Here is a 23,105-nt window from a genome sequence, read left to right as displayed (position 1 = left end):
AAAATTATCTAATTACTAAAATTTCAAAATCTTAAGCACCTTAACAGAGCGATAGGTTTCTACCTGAATAAAGTAAACCCCTGCAGGTTGTTCGGTTATATCCACTGGTATTTCCATTTCGCTGTGGAAGTCCAGCTCTACGGACTTGAGCACTGCTCCATCTACTGAAGTTACAGTCAACTTTCCTCCAGATTGAGAATATCCGTTTAAAGAAACATTGAACATTCCGGAACTAGGGTTTGGAGCAACGCTTACATTGACCTCTTCACACGACTCACATTCCTCTACGCTTGTAATCAATAGTGCAGCGTCATTTAAATCTCCCAACACGGAATATCCCTTATAAGCAACCTGAGTTTGTCCCGGATAATCATTGGTGAATTTCACATAAGATTCTTTTGTATCATCCAGTACCTCAAAAGTAATGTTAAACAACCCAAAATCCCCTAAAGGAAGATCTGATAAAGACCCCGCTGCATAAGCAATTTTTCCTATGTCATTATCATAATGGTTGATCAACTCTACCGGCAGATTGCCCATTCCACTCATTTCAGAAACTCTTAAAACCTCAGGGTCAAATTCCAGATATACTTCGGCTGCATCAATTTCTTGGTCGCCAGTATAAAGCACCACCGGCATCGTGAAGGTAGCCCCTTTTTGGACTGGTTCAGCAGGCTTTTGTAGTTCCATAGAAATTTCAGCGTCGGTAAACATAGCCCTAAAGCTGCTGGCCCGAGCATTTAAAGCACTTAATTCATCATACGAAGAGGCTTCTACCTTATATCCATTTTCGTTAAAATTGCTGGCAAGCAGCGAGAAGTCTAGCAAAGTCACCTGATCATCTCTATTAAAATCTGCGCGCTCATCATATCCGCCCTCCCCTAAAGGCAAATTAAAAGTATTGGCCAAGATGCTGAAATCCGTAATTGAAACCTTATTGTCATTATCAGCATCCCCATCTTTCAATCTACCAAACTCAATCTCATTCTCCCCTGCCGTCAAAGTTGCAGCCTGTGCATTTTTCAAGGTGCGATCATTTTTTACCGTTATTACATAATCGCCATTTTCAACCTCTAAATTATCAAGTACAAAAGCCCCTGATTCATCCGTCTGAGAATGATAGGTAACCAATGGAGTAGTCTGACCTGCTGGGAATATCTTAATATCTAAAGGTATTGCCCACTTACTATTTGGCGCCTCAGGGCGACCCTGCAAAAACACGTTACCAACCAGAACAATAGGCGCTTCTGCACCAATATTGATATGCACATCCACTACATCCGTGGAGAACAGTGCTCCATCCCGTACAATGAGTAAGAAAGAATAAGTATTTCCATGATCATCTTCCGTAACCTTAAAAGAAGGGGTAGATGTTAACGAATCTAACAAGGTTACTCCTTCCGGCGCAAACCACTCGAAAGTAATTTCATCGCCATCAGGGTCATACGAAGAAGAAGCATCCAAGATCACCCAACCTTCAGTCGTTACCATAACATCTTTGCCAGCATCAGCGACAGGAGCCAGATTCGTAGATTTAAGCTTCCACGACACGGTGCGCCGTCCTGTCCCATTAATTCCACTGCTATGCTTGTGAAGCATTTCGAGGTTCATGCTTATTTCATATTTCCCAGCAGTACTCCTCGTCTGACCGAGACCTGTTATTTGATATTCGGTATCGCTTATTTTTACAATATCAATTTCCTCTTTTGGAAGATCAACATCATTTCTTCGGAAACGTAAAGCCTCTATCAGCAGCTCATCATCAAGCAATTTACTATTGAAACTAATATGAAGGCTATCTACCTGCACATCCACCTCTTGATTGTCATCAAAATTCCATTCTGCTGTCAAAGGCACTTGATCGATAAACAAGGTCTTAGTGGTTTCTCCTGTACCTCCGTAAATGCCTGTTGCATGCACCCTTATACCTGTATTTCCGCCAGAAGGCAACCGCACCGGTACAGAAACAAATCCACTGTCTACATTATACAGTGTTTCCAGGGTTACTTCTCCACTTAGGTCTACCTGAGAAATCACCAGCTCTTCAGCAAACCGGCTTAAGTAAAAACTAACATCAAGTGAACGTGTTGAAGTGATTCCGTCTGAATCTGAGTGACCAAGATCAGGATCAATAGCAAGTTCAGTAACTTCTAACTCCTCCGACCGATTCACCGTCCAGGCAATTTCAAAAGTTTCGACCCCTGCATTTCCTATGGCATCATCTATACCTTCAGTATTTACGGTAAACTTATAATCTCCCTCATAATAAGTAAGCATTCCAAAATTACCGGCACTCCAATTTTTCAAGTCCGTATTGGAAAGCTGATCAATATTCAAGTGCAATCGTTCTCCATTCCTTGTAAGTCGAACAGAAGCAGTATTAAAGCCATAGGCCTCCTCATCAAACTCAATGTCCACAAAAGTTACATGTTGCGGGTCAAGCCCTCCTCTGGTTGAGGTTGCCATATTTATCACCACAGGCCCTTCATTGTCCAAGGTCAGCCTGATGCTACGCTCTTGCATACCAGCTTCCCCACTTTCGGAAAGCATTTCAGGAAGATCTATTATTAATTCGTATGTACCGCTTTCTATAAGAATTTCCTGCAAGCCAGACAAGTAAACCATTTGCTTGTCCTCACTAATAGAGTCTATAGATAAAGTGCCAACCTGAAGGCTATCTTGATAAACATTAAACCTTTCAGGTGTGACGGTGCTTAAATCCATAGGCAGGTTAAACTCTAATTGTATGGTATCAAACGCCGCTGCAATATTACCTTCAGGTATGCCATAGTAAGCCTGAACCGTTGGAACGGTCAGGAATTGTGACCAAGTGACATTTCTACCTTCTACACCTTTAACACCATCTACATCCTCAATATTAGCAGCCTGAACCGTAAAATTATAAAAGCCATTACCTATGGTCAAAGAAGATAAATCGACCTCAAAAGTAACCGGGTCAAGCTGCGAAATATCTACCGTACTATCAATGATATTTGACCCTCCTTGGAAAGCCAAGTTAAGGTCATCAATTGTAAAAGTAGAAGGGTTTATCTCAGTATTGAAAACCACAGTTAGCTTTTCAACCTGTTCGGCAGTTACTGGCTCTGCAACACCTTCGATGCTGACAACAGAAGGCACACCAGTATCTTTTCTCTTCCAAACCACGGTATACTCAACAGGCTCTAAAGAGTCCAGCTTGTCCACAAAGTGAAACTTATTTTCATAGTTAGGCGGCCTACTAACTGGCAGCGTCACGAAAGTAAGCCATGCGTTATCCAACGGGATTTCCTGACCATCTTCCCTTGTGACACTTACGAGATCGTAGCGGTTGTTGCCAGGGTCGTCAAGCCTTATATAGTTCCACCCTTTTTCAGATGCTGTGAGTGTTAAGGTATTTGTCAAATTAGCAGGAGAAACCGGTGCAGAGAAACTACCCGATTCTGCTTCGTAAACAGTTTCAGTACGTTTTCCTTCCGAGAAATAAATAATGTCAGGAGTATCGTCTATGTCAAACACATCATTGACCAGGAAGTCATTGATATTGTCTTCTTCAGGGCCATAAGCCTTAATACTCTTAGTGAGCTCATGAAGTTTAACACCTTTCACCAGACTTAATTCAGGGTTTCCAAAACTGTTGGAATGCACCACATCAGCTTGGTAACTCACAAATTTTCCTAGCAAAGTACTTGTAAAATACCACTGCCCTATCCGGGTTTCCAGCGGAGGAATCGTTCCAAAATTGATATTCGTAACACCTAAGTTTTTAGGTTCTCCCTGAAAGTTTGAACCAACGATTTCAAAATCTATAGCCAGACCTTTTTCATTTTCGATTATTTCCGGCTGAGCAGAAGATATTAACATATTTACTGCCGGGCCATGACCGTGGTTTTCTACCATTACCGCCAATTCTGCCGGAATAGATGGTTCAACAACATCAGTAAATGGATCATTGCCTAAAATGTTACGCTCCATAAAATAATGCAACATCAGGTTTGGACTTGGGTTTACCATCAATGGCACATCCGCCAAAGGCAGTGTAACCATTGCCTGCGCATAAGGGTCAAAGTATCGCACAGACCCTCCAAAATTATATTCTTTAGGCACCTCAGGCGCTGCATGCTGCACAGGAATAAACAAGAACTTAACAAGGCCGTTTTGTTGGGAAGCAATAGCCCCCGTACCAGTTATATCTGAAACATTGTCCAAGGACTGAACCTGTATTTCAAAAAGATCATTGCTAGGTACGCCGTTTTCATCTGTAATGCGAATATTTACAGTTAGGGAGTCCATTGGGTCTGTAGGGTGGCCGTTAAAGATATCCAATGTTCCTTCAAAAGCTTCACGAGTCATAGTCAATTGTTGACTAAACTGAACTTTAACAGTAGCACAAACTGCATTGGACTGTCCTTCTATAATTTCATCTACAGCCTCAATATTTGCCACATACATATCGTATAGAGACTCATAACCTAACGATTCAGCTTCTTCCATGGCCTCAATGATTTCATCGGACAGTTCTTTGACATAGTTCCAGTTGATGATATCGCCATATTCGTCATTAGGCTCCATAACATCATTATCGAGGGCTTCGATGGACAGGTTCCACCGGACAAAAAAGTCTTTTATAGCTGACTGGGAAATATCATACCCTTGCATTTCTGCAAGGACATCTGTTTGGTAACTAAGAGGTATGCTGTCTAAGTTAACGACATACCCATCAATTTTTGAAGAGAGGTCTCTCCATGCATCACTTTCAACCAAGTTGCCAAAGTACTCCCTTGCCCAAAGTTCTTCACGTTCATAGGACTCAATAACCATATCAAGGTTATCACTGATTTGCTGAAACAGTCCGCTTGCAGGGTCATCTGAAGATTTTGGAGCAGGACCAGCGGTTTGAGTTGTAGCACATGACCTTGTAGCATCAGCTATACCTTTCGCACAACCAATAGGGCTAGGGATTAAGCCTGGGATACACGGTATATAACCTAATGCCCCTCCTCCACTTCTATAATTTCCGAAAACGCATGAGCCTGTACCTATAACAGTAGCACCAGGAATAGGAAGGCAAGAAGCCACTCCAATCAAATCATTAATGCAATCTACACAACTACTTCTGCTTGTCGAGAACTCAGGTGTGCTACCTGTTCCTGAGCCAGAGGGAGGAGGACACGACGCACAATTAGGGACTGCGGGATTACCACTAGCTCCCGGTCCTGTGTAAAATCCTCCTGATGGTCTTCCTGAACCAGGACAGGTTCTGCCAGAATATGTAAACATTTTCCCACCTTGTTGCCACAATCCGTTACTTATGTTACACTTGTACCAATAAACTACTCCTACAAAATCTGAACAGTTTCCTCCGGAAGACTTTTGACTGAAACGTGGGGCGTCTATTCCTAAAAAGTCAGAAACATCCTTTAAAGAAGCCCCACCACCTGAGGCGGACTTTTCTTCTTGACTCCCCCTCCTGCGCATAACCACCGGCACTTGAATGCTCTGCTGGGCATGTAGGCGTGCAGGTTCATAATTAGAAACAAACTCATATTCCGAATCTGAGTCCGGCAAGTTCAGTGCAACATCTTCCGCCGCAATAAGTCCATGGTTTGTTAATACAACATTAAAAGCATAAACCTCCGACCCAAAAAGCTGCGGCATTTCGTCTGGCATATCTACCGTTACCACTGGCATAGGGACATGGGTCTCAAACTCTGCAACCAGCGTTATATCATACTCGTCTTGTATAGCAGTTGGCTCCACCGACCAGCTAAATGTAATGGCTTGGTAGTTAATAAATACAGAAGTATTCGTAACCTCGCCTGGATTAATATTAACCGTATTATTATAAGACAAGTGTTTGTCTTTTTCAACAGTAATACGGTGCCTACCTTCAGGAATATCAAACGCCTCAAAAATGCCATGTTCATCGGTGTACCCTTCAGCGTAAAGTTCCCCTGAAAAATAATTCCTAACCCTTACAAAAGCTCCTTCTACCTTAGGTTCATCTTCAGAATAATAAGTAAACTGATTGGTTACATCTACAACCAAATCCCCAGTTGACTCAGATACTTTTTCAAAAGTAAACGGAATACGTACAAAATCGCTGTTAGGCGAGTTTATTGCCATACTTCCACTCACCGGATAATTAAAAGGCACCTCCTCAAGGGTAAGGAAACGTAAAATAACAACAGCAGTATCGCCAGAAGACAAGGAAGGAAGTGTCGTTGGGGTTACACTTCTCAACCAGTTAAGCTGGGGCAAGTCTATTGATAGCTCGCCAGACTCTCCTTGGCCTCTGTTAACAATATTCAGTTCTACCAGTCGATCCCTTGTACTGGAAGAAGCTCTTATATCCAATCTTCGTTGATCTGGCTCCAACAAAGCGTTAGGTGCCTGACAATAATAAAACACATCCACCTCTTGAACCACCCCTTCGTCGGCGACACCCAACATATTTGCCACCTCAAAATTAACACCTGGTGATAAAGTCGTCCCTGTTACCAGATAAGGAAGATTAACGGTTGCGTTTCCTTCAAAGGAAGCAAGGGTATCAAAAAGAATTTGAGCTCCATTTGGCATGGAATTACCAGGAGCAATGGTAAAGTTTGTCAGGGTTCTATTGCTCATATTCCTGACAGAGATAGAGCCAGTGATGGTATCGTCCACAGTAACCTTAAACTCCGGCACACGATTATTATTTACCCTTAACCCAAGTATATCAAAACTGTCCTGTTCATCTGACAAACTCATTCCTGGGTAGCTTGCGCCAACGATATAGTGTCCTGCTTCTCTTTCTAGTGGCACAAACTCGGTACTGTAATTCCCATTATCGTCGGTCATTGCCGTAAGGGTTCTCCTTAACCCATTGGTAATAATATAAACTTCCACTTCCTCATTAGCAGCCAAAGAGCCATCATGTCTAGTAGCCGTACCATTTATCGGGACTGCTTGCCCTCTTAAAAAATAATCATTTACAACAGTTGCCGTGGCAGCGTAATCTGCATTGATATTAATCTGTACCGGGTCAGAAACATTATTCGTATATAAAAGCTCATTGATAACAGCATCAGGATTGACTTGGAAAATTAAATTATGTCCACCCGGCAAATTAGGCGCTTGAACAGCATTTTGTATTTGAGCAGTACCGCCCGCAACAATAGACGAAGGGATTATATCTTCGCTGACCATCACATCCGATGCATCTACCCTATTATTTTTCGACAAGTAGCCTCTCACTACTATCCCGGAAGGCGCCGTTGCAAATCCAGTATTCTTAACCGTTACAGTATAATTAAAAATGCTATTAGCCTGTATGTTATGATTGTTTAAACCTACACTAGCAATTTGCAAGTCAGGGATATTTTGGTCTGTCACCATGATCCATACCGAACCGGTAGAATATTCCGGTGCTTTTGCATAAAAATAAACTTGGTGATCTCCATCAGAAATCCCATTATCAATAGTGGTAATTGGGACTTCCACAAAAGACTCCCCTACAGGTATGGTAGCGGTTTCTGGCACTATGGCCCTTTCTTCATCTGAGGATGACAGTTGCACTGTCAGAGGTTCATCAGAAGGCGTGTTTCTGGTAACCCTTAAATCACCAGCCATATCCACTCCTTCAGGAAGCGTAAGTTCGTTCGTAGTTAAAGTTAGCGCAGGCCCATCATTGTCTGTAACTGTTAGAACAGCAGAAACATGCCCAGCAGAAGTTTCAGGCACATTACAGCCACATGAATTGACAAACACAGAAGCAGTTATTTCTATGTCCCGGTCGCCCTCGGCCAAATCATTATCAATGGCACCAATGGTGAAAGTCACTTCATTTACATCGGCAGCCATAGGAATGGAAGAAGGCATGATAAGATTATCAGGAATGCTGGCAGATAAGTGTGTGTTGAAAGCAATCGGATTACTGCCCTCCGTCCTTCGTAGTGTAGCTTGAGTAGCATGCGCGCCTGCTCCTTCCGAGATAACATCTGAATGCAAAATAAGCTCAAGGCCTGGCACATCATTATCCAACACTAGGACTGACCCATTGGCTGTATAATGATTAGACGCAGAGGCAATAATAGCAACATCAACATCAAGTTCAGGGATATCATTATCCTCAATCTTGACCGTAACCTCTACCGACAAACTTCCTTCTGGAATTATTACAGAAGCAGGCAAAGGAAAACGGTTTGAAGGGGAAGCGCTCAAGAAAACTTCTAAAGGCTGAACAGGTGCCAGATTAGTTTCAACCCTAAAGGTAACACTGTCACCCTCGGTTACTTCTGATGGCAAATCTTGGATTGTCAAGGAAGGTTTATCATTATCTATCAATGTGATATCCGCCTCTGCAGTTGTAAAACCATCAGAAGAAACGCTCAAGACATCCACGATATCGCCTTCAATCAGGTCATTATCTGGAGCCGTCAATGTAAAACTAGCACCAGCCCTACCCGATGGAATGGTAACTATGGAAGGGAAGGTAAATCTATCTGGATCGTTTAGGCCAATAGTTACTTCTACAGGATCACTTAAAGACCCACTTCTGTTTACCCTAACACTTATGCCATTTTCGTCTCCTTCGGTTATCTCATCAGAAGACAACTCAATGGATAAGATCCTAATGACAGACCAAGGCGTATCCTGCACCGCAATATTGTTCGCTTCTCCACCCGGAACTTCGGTAATAGATGGCCCTGGAATAATTTCTACAACAAATACTCCTTCATCTCCCAAAGTCACCTGGGAAGGAATTTCAATCTTTGCACTTCTTTCCCAAACTCCCCCAGTAAACAAAGTGTCGTCGTTAGCGAAAGAGGACTGTGCTATTTGGGTACGGTCTTGCCCATCGACCGTCTGCATATAAATGCGCTCAACCCAATCAATGGTGGAGAAGCCTTCTCCAATATTCTCAATTTCCCATGAAACAGTAATACTGTCGCCCGGCGAAATATTAGACTGATTGGCAGTCACAGCACTCACACTGAGGTCAGGCGCTGGCAAATGGCTGTTTATGTTTAAGTTAAAGTTTCCGGAGTTATTATTGCTACCCTCTACCACCAGGTAATAGGTACTACCAGGAGTCAAATCCCTCAGTCCATATTCAATGTTCCTACCTACTGGACTGCTCACAACATGGTCAGTTTCTGAAGATAGGATATGCATTATCGCCTGAAAACTGGCAGTTAATGAAAAGCTAACAGAATCCGACTCTTCAGGAATGGTAAAAGAGTAAAAGATATCACCAGAAGGCTGACTGTTCGGCCCTGTGTATTGAGCAGAGTAAAAGCGAGTGGTATCAGAAAGCGATAGAGGCAACGCACCCAAAGCAATTGCAGTTTCAAATTCATCTCCCGCCCTTGGCTCGAATATATTGAAAGTACTATGGCTTATATCGTAAACCTCGTCAAAAACAAGACTTGAAATCTTCATTAAGGCCGCCCCTGTAAATTCCGTTGGCACAGTCCAGAAAAATGAGCCGGTATTATTGGTGTTCGCAGCAATCGTTTCCCAACTAGTACCCTGGTCTAGCGAGTATTCAATTTTGATTTCGCTAAACCTTGGCAAAGCGGTAGAGTTCCACCTGATTTGCCGAACCTGCCCATTATACCAGTTTTCGCCACCACTCGGGGTTACCAAAGATAGACTAGGTTTGGAAATAGTAAAAGGAGCATCACTATAATCTAAGATGCCAGTATCTGTGAGGTCGTTAATTTTAATCAGGTATTCCCCAGGTGCCAAGTCTTGAGGAATGGCCCAGTTAAAGCTACCAGAGTTACGTGTTCCACTTGCAATAAGCATGACGTTGGTACTATCTACCGTAGTAAGGTTAATTTCTAAGTCCCTTGAGCTTCCCAACCCACGGGAGTTCCAACGAATAGCCCTAGAAACGCCATTGTAATAAATTTCCCCCCCGTTTGGCGCCGTAACAGTAAGCGATGGCTGTTCTACAGTAAATGGCGCATCACTGACATCTACAATAGTGGTATCTATTTCGTCACGTATACGAATTAAATAAGCACTACCAGGCTCAAGGGTAGTTGGTACAGTCCAAGTATAAGATTCGTTATTGGCTATTCTTTCAACCACCTCTTCCCATGTACTTCCATTATCGGGAGAATAATCTATACTTACATTAGGCGAAAAAGCACCATCTTTTTGCCACGTAATCAACCTGTCTTGACCTAAAAATACCGTTTCACCACCATTAGGATTAACAACGGTTATAGAAGGTTTGACCACCTCTATATAAACCTCATCCGAAATAGAAGCATCATTTTCATCACTTACCCTAAGCAATGCATGGTCTGAAGGTGTTAGAGAAGAAGGGATTGACCATTCGTATGATCCAGTATTATTGACAAGCGCAATTTCAGACCAGCTTTCGGCGCTATCCACAGAATACTCAATTTTCACCTTTGCATTGCTCATGCCCGTATTGTCCCAACTGATGGACTTGGTTTGACCTAAGTACAAGGTTTCAGAAGGCGCTGGAGCACTAAGTGTGATAATAGGTTTGGCAATGGTGAAAGGCACGTCCGTTGTGTCGCCATTGGTAGGATCATCCAAATCAATGATACGAATGTATGAATCTTCAGAAGGAGCAACATCATAAGATATAAACCAATAATATTGACCATTATTAGGTGTCGATTCTACAATAGGCGAAAATGTCTGCCCACCATCAGAGGAGAGGTCTAGCCTTACATTTGGAGCACTGCCCATGCCTTCCCATCGGATAGACCTGGATTCTCCAATGTACCATAACTGTCCATCATTAGGCACCGTGATTCCCACAACAGGCCTGGTTACAGTAAAGGCATTGTCATTCACATCATAACTCTCAGGATATAACATGGATGAAACTTTTACTAAGCACCGGGAGGAGGTTGAAATATCAGGAATAGTCCATATATAAGAACCAGAATTGGAAATTGAATCGACGATCAACGACCATGACTCTCCAAGATCGTCCGAAAACTCAATTTGCATTAATGCATTTGAAGAAAGCGCCGTAGAAGACCAAGTAATATTCCTGTTTTCCCCTACCAACCAGTTTTCTTCCCCTGTATTGGGAGTGAGCACTTGAACCTGAGGTGGTTTTATGTAAAATGGTTCTGAGTTGACATCATAAACCTCTGGATAGTCCCGCACACTGACCCTAACATAAGCAGTATTTGACATTTCTGCAGGCACAGTCCAGTTCCTTGAAGAGTTGGCAGAAAGGTTACTAGCTATTGGTATCCATTCTTCACCGTCAAGAGAGTACTCCAAATCGACCCTGTTGTTAGGCAGGTTAGTTGAGTTCCAGCGAATGGTTTTATTTTGCTCATAGAAGAGTGTTTCCCCAGGCAGTGGCGAAGAAAGTGTCAGTACTGGGTCATCATTAATAGTGAAAAAATCATCACTAAAATCAATATTGCAGCTGTTATTATGCTCATGGATTTGAATAATGCATCTGTCAGAGCTAACATTATTCGGAACCTGCCATAAAAAAGAACCTGTACTAGGAATATTGCTTGCGGTTGAGCTTTCATTATCCCTAGCCAATGTCCAGCTTTCACCTCCATTAGTAGAGTATCTGATTGTAACATTTCCTACTGACCCAGTGGTAGTCCAAGTGATCTCTTGCATGGTACTGGAAGAAAATTCTTCCAACCCATTGGGAGCAGTAACTGTCAGGTAGTTTGAACCTTTAGACAAAGTAAAATTGGCAGCACTCGAATCGCTCACTGCCGAATTATTCTGATCTTCTACTTTAACCCTAATTTTATCTGTTCCCACAGCCGGCACGGTCCAGTTATAGGTATTCCCGGAGTTCCCTGCCAAAGGGTTCGCAATATAAATCCAGTTATTCCCTTCATCTAAAGAATAATACAGCCTTACCCTACTCTGAATCCCTTCATGCTCCCAACTGATCTGGTTTTGCGTACACCCTGGCCATGACTCTCCTCCTGTAGGGGAAAGCAAAGTAACAGTAGGTGGTACAATTTCAAATAGATGACTTATACCATAAATTGTGGCATCATCACGTGCTTTAACCCGTATCAGGCATTGATCAGAAACTTCGTCAGGAACTGTCCAGTTAAAAGTCCCCCAGCTATTAGTTTGAGACTCTGTTGCTACCTGCCATGTCGAACCACTATCTGTAGAAAAATCAATGGCTACAAAATTAGAAGGAAGGTTTGAGGCACTCCACCTGATCGTGTAACTTCTGCCCACAAACCATTCATCAGCTTCTTCCGGTGCAGTCACAGAAATGGTAGGGCTATTATCTATAGTAAAAAACTCGTCGCTAAAGTCTACATTACAATTATTTGACCGCTCAGAAATTTGTAGAAGACAATTAGATGATTCTATATTATCAGGCAAAAGCCATTCAAAAGAACCTGTGTTAGGGACATTGCTAGCATTGGACCCGGAAGGGTCTCTAGCCCAAGACCAACTACTCCCCCCATTGGTAGAATATCTGATATCCACATTTCCTACAGTTCCGGTAGTGTTCCAAGTGATTTCTTGTATAGAGCTTGCCGGCCAAGTCTCTCCCCCATTGCCAGCAACCAAATCTAAATAATTATCCCCTCGGCTGACAGATACATTTTCACTGTTTTCATCATAAACCTCTGAACTATTACTGTCTTCTACCCTTACCCTTATATTTCCAGTACCTACAGAAGGAACATTCCAGTTAAATGAGTTTCCTGAATTGCCGGCAAGTGGATTTGTTATATATATCCAATTTTCTCCTTCATCCAAAGAATAATAGAGTCTTACCCTACTTTGGATTCCCTCATGCTCCCAAGTAATAGGAAAAGTAGTACACCCTTCGATTTCTTCTCCTCCTATTGGAGAAGTTAAGGTAAGGGTACGGGGAGCAATAGAAAATGTGTTACTGAGATTATAAATAGTACTATCATCCCTGGCTTTAACCCGGATTAAACATTCATCTGACACTTCGTCAGGAACTGTCCAGTTAAAAGTTCCCCAGCTATTAGTTTGAGACTCAGTTGCTACTTTCCATGTAGAACCATTATCTGTAGAATAATCAATAGCCACAAAATTGGTAGGGAGGTTTGAAGCACTCCATCGGATCGTATAACTTCTGCCTATATACCAAATGTCGTCTTCTTCCGGTGCAGTAACAGATATCGTTGGACTGTCATCAATTGTAAAAAAGCTGTCACTATAGCCCCTTAAACAATTATTTGACCGGTCAGTAATTTGTATCAGGCAATTAGATGACTCAACATTATCGGGCAACAGCCATTCAAAAGAACCTGCATTAGGGACATTGCTAGCATTAGATCCGGAAGGGTCTCTAGCCCATGACCAACTGCTGCCTCCATTGGTAGAATACCTGATATTCACATTTCCTACAGTTCCAGTAGAATTCCAAGTAATTTCTTGAATGGAGCTTGCTGGCCAAATTTCACCTCCGTTCCCAGAAACTAAATCTATATAATTATCTCCCCTAGTAATGCTAAAGTTGGAAGCACTTTCATCGTTAACAGCTGAGTTGTTGTTATCTTCTATTCTAATTCTAATTTTATCGCTTCCTACCGAAGGGACAGACCAATTATATGAGGAATTCCCTACCAAAGGGTTGGTTATATAAATCCAGTTGTTCCCTTCATCTAAAGAATAGTAAAGCCGAACCCTGCTTTGAATTCCTTCTTGTTCCCATGTAATAGGAAAAGAAGAGCAACCTGCAATGACCTCTCCCCCTACAGGAGAAGTCAATTCTACCGAAGGTTGTGCTATAGTAAAGTGGCCAGGAGAAATACTGGTAATAGCGTCATTATCTCTTGCTTTAACGCGAATCAAACATTGAGATGACACATCATCAGGAATAGTCCAATTATAAGTACCCCAACTATTCGTTTGAGATTCAGTAACGACGTGCCATGTCGAACCATTATCTGTAGAGTAATCAATAGCCACAAAATTTGTAGGCAAATTTGATGCAGTCCAACGGATCGTATAACTTCTATCTACATACCATGTTTCCCCTTCTGCAGGTTCTGTGACGGTAATTGAGGGACTGTTGTCAATGGTAAAGGTATTGTTGCTAATATCTATGTTACACGCATCGCCCTGCTCTTGCACCTGAACCAGACATGAAGACGATGCAGACATATCAGGAATCAGCCAATCATAGCTTCCGGTATTGGAAACATTGCTGGCATTCTGCCCCTCTGCATTCCGAGCCCAACTCCAGTTTTCCCCTCCATTAGTAGAATACCTGATAGAAACATTCCCGATATCACCAACAGAATTCCAGGTTATAGTCCTAATAGAGCTTGCGGACCATGTTTCACCTCCATTAGGAGAAGTCAATTGAAGGTGGTCCTCAGGTTTGGTAACTGTAAAGGTACCTTCACTTTCGTCGCTAAAGCTACTGTTACCTTGATCTTGAACACGTACTTTAAAATTCTCGGATTCTATGGAAGGTACAGTCCAGTTATAAGTACTATTTGAGCTCAAAGGGTTGGTGATATAAGTCCAGGTTGCTCCGCCATCAAAAGAGTAATACAACCTAACCCTGTTGCTTAAACCCTCAGCCTCCCAGGAAATGGTTTGTTGGCTGCATCCCTCAACTTCTTCTCCTCCATTAAAAGAGGTAAGGTTGATATATGGGTGTTTTATAGTCCAAACTTCCTCACTTATACCAAAAACGCTTTGATCAGCATGGTCACTTACCCTTACCAAGCATTCTTCGGAAACATCATCAGGTACAGTCCAACTATATGACCCAGAGTTGCTAACCCCTCCCGTGATAAGTGTCCAGCTATCACCATTATCAACAGAATACTCAATGGTCACTGAAGAAGAAACATCTGAGCTAGTCCATCGAATGTTCGTGGAACTACCAGCAAAAAGCGTCTCCCCACCGTTAGGTTCTGTAATGGTTATGTTTTGGGCGTTAGACTGAAATCCTAAAGCAAAAAAAATCAGTCCGAATGAAAGAATGAACTTTATCATTTCTTTTATTTTATTTTATTAAAAATGAAAGCAAAACAACAAAAAGCCTGAAATATCAATAAATATGGCTCTTATATTTTAAAGCACTATGTAATAGGGTCATACACTTACACATCTTACCCTTTTCATCGACTCCTTTCAGGAATATGGCAAATGGACCGTCCTCTTGCTCAGGTCAACAATGCGCACTACTCGGAGTAGTTCTTTTAACTTTCCAGTAAAATTATTGTAGATTTCTATTAAAAGATCAAGTACTGAAACTTGGCTATCTGCCCGTTCTTCAAAAAAATCTTCGACAGCTTCGCCGGACAATTTTCTTAGGAGTGTACCTAGTATTTGTTTCAAAAAGCCCATCTCGTTAAATGTGTTTCACATGCTATAATGTGACAAATGCTTTGGTGGGAAGTATAAAAAAGCCGTTTACCATCACATACAACATATCAAAGGTAATGATAAACAGCACGATATACAAAAGAAACAAACAAAACATATCCACAGCACCAAAGACTGTGGAAAAATGAATGACTTAAAGCTCCATGACTACGTTGTTGTAATAATATGCTCAGGTTCAATGCAAGGTAGTTCTCTACCTGCTTTCAATTCTTTTTAATTGGTATAGGAAAACTTAGCTTTCCTCTAAAAGCTTTGTTCGCCTAGATTAAATTATAATGTCAACAGCACCTCTATCCACATGAAGACCAAACTTTACCACCCCTTAGACTATTGCCCGCCTCAAAGACTTACACAAAAAATAACTTAAAAAAACAACCCTAGATTCAAATGAAGACAATTTGTCTATCACCCGATATTTCATTCGTTAACTATCCCAAGCTTCTTAAAAAACTCATACAAAACATGTCCTGAATCGGTAAATTCCTCATCGACATATAAATCATACCGTATACTCCATATCGTAGAATCAGCTTTAACAGAAACACTTCCAACAGTAACATTACTAGTGTATTGATGCGCTTCTCCTTTGGGCAATGTTTTTACAGTGTCTAATTTATAAGATTTAAAATAATAAATTAAGTCATCAAAATCACAGCTTACTTTCTTCACCGAGAGTTCCTTTTCAAAATGATTTTTCCAAATTACGCGGCAACTATCATTAGTTTCTTCTTTAGAATAAACCTTTATTGCTCCAGAAAAAGGAGGGGTATAACAAGAAATCATTTGCCTGTAACTATGGATTATATAATCCTTATTCTCCTCAATCAACTTTTGCTCTATAATGGATAGGCTGTCTTCAAATGCAGCAGAAAGCGCATAAAGTTTGCTGGTATTTCTTTTAAAAGGATTACATGCTGCAAAAAAGCAAATTACAACAACTCCTATTACAAAACTTTTTTTCATAGTCTAACTTATTAAGTATGAATTGCTGAAAAAGCCGTATATGACAATAGAAAAATACAATCATCCGGAAGAAACCTTTAAGAAAGAAATACACCTTAATAGTTTAATTTCAAGAAACATACCAACGAACTATATTAATCTATTCTTTCCTATTCTTCACCCTGCGTTTCTCTTTTTATGAATGTCGGATTGGCACTCTGTTCAAATTTTTCACCATCAATAGTATATTCTCCCATAACGCAGCCCCACCCTTCGGACATCATTGAAAATTGAGACCACATGACCATTTTCATGTTTGAAAGCTCGTATGGTTCTTGCCCAGGCAACATAAAGTGATACGTATAATTGACGTTCATAGGCCGCTCTATAGAAGCCGAACGCACCTTTCTTTCTTTGCCGTAGTGGCTTTGAGATGGACTGACAAATACAGAAAAAGTATCCAACAGGCTAGTATCGCTATATTCTTTGACCCATATAGTATCGAATTCGCTGTTGTCAAAACCCATAAAAAGGAATACCACGTCATTGAATTTTTCCTTCTGGGCGCACTCTTCCTTGAATGCCCGGCGCTGTTTATTGGTCCAGCTGCAAGCACTTGTTATAAACACACAAAATAATAGAAATATGGCAATTCTCATCGATAATGTAGTAATCTTTAATAGGGTTACCCATTTAAATATCTTATGTTTTACTAGCTTACATAAGCTCACTTAGTTACTTTCTGCCTCGCCGGCAGGGCCTTACTTTTTTTCTTAGACAAAAAAAGTAAGCAAAAAAGTCAAGGCCTGTGATGAAATTTGCTAAACTTTATAACCATTACGCTATTCCGATAGCTATCGGAATGAAACTCACCCTCCTTGCGTCGGGCTCAAACAGCAAAATTTTTGGCCGCTCCATGTTTATAAAGTTTTAACCTGTCTGCCGACAGGCAGGCGCAATTTCATCAATGGCCGCCTTATTATCTAACAATAGCACATACCGCCATTTAAAGGAAAGCGTTTTAAAAGCATATTGCCATCAAGTATAAACCTTATTACTTTCTAGAGACTTAAATGGGTAATCCTAATCTTTAATTAGGTGGCCGGTGCAGACAATTCATCCTTCCTCCCTTGTTTTCAGGCAAATATAAATAAATTCCATAAACTGTATGGGGATTTAATTAGAGGTGCTGAGAAACACCAAAAATCCTCGTTTATGAATACGTTATGTTCTTTCTTCTTTAAAGTTCCAGCTGATACCTATCTATAATCTCAAAAGCTCCAGAATGCACTATTTCCCCATTGACCTCATAACTATTTAAAGCTTCAAATTCATCTGAGGTAAGAAAGCACTTATTGCATGTTCTCATGCCAGTTGTGATGTTTGTTATATCATACTTTTTTCCTGAATGTGAGAAAACAAATCTGTAATCACAGGCTTTGTTTAACTCTATTGGCATGTTAATAACTAAAGCATCACCAAAAGTATAAGAAGCACTTGCAAAAGCACTGTCTACTAATGTCCTGAAGCCAGCCCCCCTGAGGCACGAGGCCACATATATAGTGTCAACTTCTTGGCTATTAAATGATATCAAGTTTACTACTTGAGTGTCAATCCCGCTCACACATTCCATTTTGGTACAACAAGAGCCTAATAAAAACAGGCCAGAAAGAAATATTAAATAACCTTTGAATTTAATTCGTCTCATATGTTTCTTTATATAAAAATGCTACCTGACCATTTTTTTAATTGTCTCTGAGATGGAATTTCTTTTGTTTACGTATCCCACATGACTACTCCCATTCAGGAAATTGAGTTATATTTAAATCCAGAGATGCGATCTTGTCCATATCGGCTTCAGAAAGCTCAAAATCGAAAATATTTAAATTTTCGATCATATGGGCTTTTTGTGAAGACCTTGGGATTGCGACAACACCTCGCTGATGGTGCCACCTTAGACATACCTGAGCGATGGACTTATTGTACTTTTGGCCAATAGCAGCCAAGGTTGGGTTGCTAAAAATGTCATTCCTGCCTGCGGCAAATGGAGACCAGGCTTCTAATTGGGTAGGTGAGTCTTTTAAATATGGATAAGAAACTTTCTGCTGAAAAAATACATGGCTCTCTATTTGGTTTATTGTAGGTTCAACCTTTGCGTAAGTATTCAATTCCTTAAGCTGTTCCGGAAGAAAATTACTCACGCCAATGGCTTTGATTTTGCCGGCTTCATAAAGCTCTTCCATTGCCTGCCATGAACCTTTCACATCTCCCCTGGGACGATGAATAAGATAAAGGTCTAAATAGTCAATCCCCAATTTTTTAATGGATGTTTCAAAAGCCTTTTTAGTGCTTTCATAACCCGAATCGTCAACCCAGAGCTTTGATGTTATAAACAGTTTCTTTCTATCAATTCCACTTTGTTTTATCCCTTCCCCTACGGCTTCTTCGTTTCCATAAATATGTGCCGTGTCTATAAGGCGATAACCAACCGAAATTGCATCAGACACACTTTGAATACAGACTGAATCTGTTAAGGTACTTGTACCAAACCCAAGCACCGGCATTGGTATGCCGTTGTTAAGTGTAACCGTCGGAATTGAACTATTCTTTTGCGCAATAGCTCCCAACACATTTAAACTACCCGATCCCAAAAAAACTGTTGCCAGAGCAGCCTTTGCCGTTCCTTTTATAAATTCCCTTCGCTTTAAACCATTAACTTGTTTCTTCATTTTTAGATATATTAAACTATCGAGTTTTTTCCCGAGCCTCACACCCTCCTCTTTTGTTTTACTAGTAAATATAATCAAAATCCTTAACTATATCACCCATAACAATCTGTCACCCCAAGGAACGAGGGATCTGTCAGACGCTAGCACCGACTAATATTTCCCAATTTACATCCTGCTTTACTCCCTATAATGGCACGTATGAATGTAGTGCCGATTTTTTATCGGCATGGCCTATATTACTTGTTTTCCTCCTTTTACCCAACCACCGTCATCGGTAGGAGGTAAGGACGAAGCAATCTCATCGTCAGGTTTGGTATTATACTGTCTGAACCGGGATTCGCAGGATGAAAGGATAGACAGGATTAAAAGGAAGATGTTTATACAACCTATCAGATAATAACAACCACTATTACAACTCACTCAACAACGTCATTGCGAGGAGGAAACGACGAAGCAATCTAATCGTCAGGTCTGGTATCAATCCCCACAAACAACCTATACAGCTTGCCACCAACTGATTGCCGCGGCATTTTTCATAAGAAACTATGTCAGGATGGTACCACGGTTTGGAGATTACCCCATTTTTATTGCTTGTTGGTGAAATCACCAACAAGGGGGGGGGCATAACCTTTTCATCCCGAGGAACGAGGGGTCTACCAGACGCTGGCACTTAACCTTGTAATAGGTATTAATAAAGACACTCATACTGTTACCCAAACAGATCCTTCCTTCGTCAGGATGACAGGTAGAAGTGTGAAGGAAAGAAGGTAATATTAACATTGGTATCGTTACTGGTCAATTAAAAACCACAAACCCTTTACCCCAACAGACCCCGCAACAAGTGCGGGAAGGCAGCTAAAGTGTTTGTTTTAGCCTTTAAAACACCATCCCAAAATACCAACACCCAAATCCAGCAGAGCAATCCCCATAGCTTTACCCAGGTTTCGTACAACACTGGCTTCATTGAGGACATTATAATATCCAACAAAGCCTTAGTTGCTACCTGCTTAAGTCATTCTTTTCAAACTCATAATCTCGCTCAACTTTACAAATTCTTGTTTTAAAAGACTTATACCAGAGTTCTTTACCCTTATCCTGAGCAAATAAATGTTCGATATTATTTTTCCATTTCTTTATTGCGTCTATATCTTTCCAATATGAAACAGTTATCCCCAAATCATTTCTAACACTTTCATGACCTAAATATCCTTCTTGTTGTTGTGCTAACTCCACCATTCTCTTTCCCATTTGATCGTAACCATTATCTACCTCGGTTCTAATTGAGGTAAATATTACTGCATAATATGGAGGTTCAGGTGTATTTGCTATACTCATAATGAAAGGCTAATTTTTGTTTGCTTTAAACTGAGTGTCTCTTTAATGCTATTCACCGTAACCGAAGCAAGATAATAAAAAACAGCCTTAAAAGTATTATTAACCGTCAGAATCAACTAACCTTTTAAACATATACCGAAATGATTTACAACCTCTCTTTTCAATTTCTGTCATTACGAGAATAATCATGTTATCTAGTTTTCCTGAAAAAGCAGTTCTAAACTTAATATCATTTTGATGAAATATCAGTTCATTCAAAATAAAAGAAAACCAACATATTCAAAACGTCTGCCGTATTTTATTAACGTACCCCCTAGAGTACTGCTTTCAGGACCAAGACCAAACTTTACATCGTCTATAATAGGTTTATGGCCAAAAACATACTCCTGTTCCTACCTTGATAATTAGGGAGGGGCAAACCACTGCACTCAGCTCTTATTCTGAAGCCAGGTATTTTTTATATAATGTTCCACGAGGCTTCCTATAAATCCCCCCACAGAACCATTTTAACCCTGATTACGTTTAAGTGAACAGTGGCGTATTTAATGTTATACGCCATGACTGCCAAAAACCCTAATATATTTTCAATAAAACAGCTAAAACATATAATAAATGCAGGTAATGTATGTTATTACCATAGAATGGAACAATAGCTGGAAAGGTGTAATCCAATAAAAATATTATACCGAAAATTGTAAAATCTGGCAAAATTTTTGCATTATACAAAGCATTATGAACGTAATAACACTATTACTAATTTTAGTTTACCTGACACCTTTTGTCTCCTCGATGGGACAAGGTCAGAGGGCTATTACTGTCCAGCAAAACATTGAAAGCTCTATTCCGGAAACAAAGGAGATCAAAGAAGAAGTTGTTTCTTTGAGAGAAAGAGTTCCTGTAGGCTTTAAAAACAACCATCTACGCAAAAACCTTTTTGAAAATGGCTATTATGCCAACCATTTTTATCAATCAAGTTATATACCCAAAACGCCGCTATTTATTTTGCACCGAGCTATTTTAATTTAGACAAAGGTGTAACATAATGTATCCTCAGACCTTGGCTAGCGGTCAGGGCAAAAAGGATAATTCTCAAAAGTGGTATTATCACATCACAGATCTTCTAGTATGGATATGCTTTAGCATATAAATAAATAAGCGTATTGTTCTAAGTAGGTCATTAAAAAACAGTTATTTTTATGCTTGAGTATTGCAAAAAAATTCTCGAAAAAGTAAGTTTCGACAAGGCTCTTTTTGAAAAAGAGCTAAAAAAATCAAAAAAGTGGCTTTCTAAAAACGAAATAAAAGCTTTAAAGCAATGGGTGTCAGAAAATTTCGGAATGAAGTTTCCTGACATCACCTCTAGGCACAGGAGGTTGACATAGTTACCGAAAAGGCAGGGCGCAAATCCTGCCTTTTTTTATTTGTTATAGAACCTTTTTTCAGCGTGCAACATTTATAGCAGAAAAGTGGTCTAACAAACTCTGCCATGAAATTACCCCCTCTTTCAATACTAACAAGAATTAGCTGCATAATTAAAGTAGTCCTTTTCATAAGCTTTTTCCCAATGGTTTCTACTGGCACCCCCTTCCTTTCATTAGACACAGAGAACTTAGCCGTACGAGACTCACTTGGGGAACCCGCATGGATGAAAGATGCGATCATTTACCCAATCACCCCTTTCAACTTTGTCCAAGAAGGTAAACTTGAGGATATTGCAAACAGGTTGCCGGAATTGAAGACATTGGGCGTTAACACGTTGCTGCTGCAGCCCATCTTCCACTCCCACACACTGGACCAAGGTTATGACATAATAGACTATTCCAAAATCAACCCGGAGCTAGGGAACAAAAAGAGCTTAAAATCGCTCATTGCCAAGCCAAAGCACTGGACATGAAAGTCATGCTTGATGTAGTAATAAACCACACATCGATATACCACCCTTATGCACAACATTGCATTAAAAAAGGGTCCAAATCCCGCTATTACGACTACTACCAACAGCGCAAAGACAGCAAGCCCTATGCTTCCTTTTACAAAAAGACCAAAGCCGGGTTCATTGTCTACTTTTGGGAAGACCTGGTAAACCTAAACTATGACAATCCCAAAGTACAATACTGGATATTAAACCATTTGAAGCACTGGGTCAACAAATACGATATAGACGGCTACCGCTTTGATGCTATTTGGGGTGTTCTGGCGAGGAATCCTGATTTTATCAAAACCATGAACCAGGAACTTAAAAAGCTAAACCCCGACCTGCTCCTACTGGCAGAAGCCAAGGGTGCAGATCTCGGTATTTACCAAGCTGGTTTTGATGCAGCCTACGACTGGACCGCCGACACGAATTGGGTCTCGCAATGGGTGTGGGAGTATGATTACGCCAGTGGAACAACCATCTTCAACAACCCCGACCCTGAAAAAGCTGCTCATATATTTAAAAACTCTATATTCTCAAGCCAGTACCCTCACAGAAAACTTAGATTTATAGAAAACAACGACCATGCGCGGTTTATAGAGCAGCATGGTGCAGCAAAAACCAAAATGGCAGCAGCGTTAATTTTCTCTTTGCCGGGGATGCCTATGTTATACAATGGACAGGAAATCGGTGTAGACATCCACCCTTATGACGGGGCAGCCACCTTTGAAAGGAATAAAAAAATCAGGACACAAGGTGACACTTCCCTTTATGAATTCTACCAGACCCTTATTTCTCTAAGAAAAGCCCACCCATCCTAA

At 40.7% G+C, this 23,105-nt stretch carries 11 protein-coding genes; 4 read left to right on the top strand and 7 right to left on the bottom strand.

Going from position 1 to position 23,105, the window contains the following annotated elements; translation table 11 throughout:
* Positions 1 to 15: 15 nt before the first annotated feature.
* From RCC89_07300 to RCC89_07270, 7 genes are all read right to left on the bottom strand, one after another.
* On the bottom strand, positions 16 to 14,970 hold the full coding sequence (locus RCC89_07300) for a CARDB domain-containing protein (GenBank protein WMJ72965.1): 14,955 nt from the start codon (positions 14,968 to 14,970) through the stop codon (positions 16 to 18).
* Positions 14,971 to 15,108: 138 nt separating this feature from the next.
* Complete coding sequence (locus RCC89_07295; GenBank protein WMJ72964.1) at positions 15,109 to 15,315, bottom strand: hypothetical protein; 207 nt, start codon at positions 15,313 to 15,315, stop codon at positions 15,109 to 15,111.
* Between the two features lie 465 nt (positions 15,316 to 15,780).
* The gene (locus RCC89_07290) at positions 15,781 to 16,326 is read right to left on the bottom strand and encodes a hypothetical protein (protein ID WMJ72963.1); all 546 of its coding nucleotides are present in this window, start codon (positions 16,324 to 16,326) and stop codon (positions 15,781 to 15,783) included.
* 149 nt (positions 16,327 to 16,475) lie between these two features.
* The gene (locus RCC89_07285) at positions 16,476 to 16,964 is read right to left on the bottom strand and encodes a hypothetical protein (protein ID WMJ72962.1); all 489 of its coding nucleotides are present in this window, start codon (positions 16,962 to 16,964) and stop codon (positions 16,476 to 16,478) included.
* Positions 16,965 to 17,545: 581 nt separating this feature from the next.
* Complete coding sequence (locus RCC89_07280; protein WMJ72961.1) at positions 17,546 to 18,013, bottom strand: hypothetical protein; 468 nt, start codon at positions 18,011 to 18,013, stop codon at positions 17,546 to 17,548.
* Between the two features lie 85 nt (positions 18,014 to 18,098).
* On the bottom strand, positions 18,099 to 19,034 hold the full coding sequence (locus RCC89_07275) for an aldo/keto reductase (protein ID WMJ72960.1): 936 nt from the start codon (positions 19,032 to 19,034) through the stop codon (positions 18,099 to 18,101).
* Positions 19,035 to 20,033: 999 nt separating this feature from the next.
* Complete coding sequence (locus RCC89_07270; protein ID WMJ72959.1) at positions 20,034 to 20,369, bottom strand: antibiotic biosynthesis monooxygenase; 336 nt, start codon at positions 20,367 to 20,369, stop codon at positions 20,034 to 20,036.
* A gap of 732 nt (positions 20,370 to 21,101) precedes the next feature.
* On the opposite strand from RCC89_07270, the gene RCC89_07265 reads away from it, so the two are divergent.
* The 4 genes from RCC89_07265 to RCC89_07250 all read left to right on the top strand — a co-directional run bounded on the left by RCC89_07265 (position 21,102) and on the right by RCC89_07250 (position 23,105).
* Positions 21,102 to 21,395, top strand: a complete 294-nt coding sequence (locus RCC89_07265; GenBank protein ID WMJ72958.1) for a hypothetical protein — start codon at positions 21,102 to 21,104, stop codon at positions 21,393 to 21,395.
* Between the two features lie 170 nt (positions 21,396 to 21,565).
* Positions 21,566 to 21,751 (top strand): hypothetical protein, encoded by a 186-nt coding sequence (locus RCC89_07260; protein WMJ72957.1) that lies wholly within the window; start codon positions 21,566 to 21,568, stop codon positions 21,749 to 21,751.
* 104 nt (positions 21,752 to 21,855) lie between these two features.
* The gene (locus RCC89_07255) at positions 21,856 to 22,263 is read left to right on the top strand and encodes an alpha-amylase family glycosyl hydrolase (GenBank protein WMJ72956.1); all 408 of its coding nucleotides are present in this window, start codon (positions 21,856 to 21,858) and stop codon (positions 22,261 to 22,263) included.
* Between the two features lie 5 nt (positions 22,264 to 22,268).
* Positions 22,269 to 23,105 carry an alpha-amylase family glycosyl hydrolase gene (locus RCC89_07250; GenBank protein WMJ72955.1) on the top strand — a complete coding sequence of 279 codons (837 nt, stop codon included), beginning with the start codon at positions 22,269 to 22,271 and terminating at the stop codon, positions 23,103 to 23,105.

The organism is Cytophagaceae bacterium ABcell3 (assembly GCA_030913385.1).
Lineage (GTDB): Bacteria > Bacteroidota > Bacteroidia > Cytophagales > Cytophagaceae > ABcell3.
Note: the sequence above shows the minus strand (reverse complement) of the source record. Positions and strands in the feature narration are given on the sequence as shown.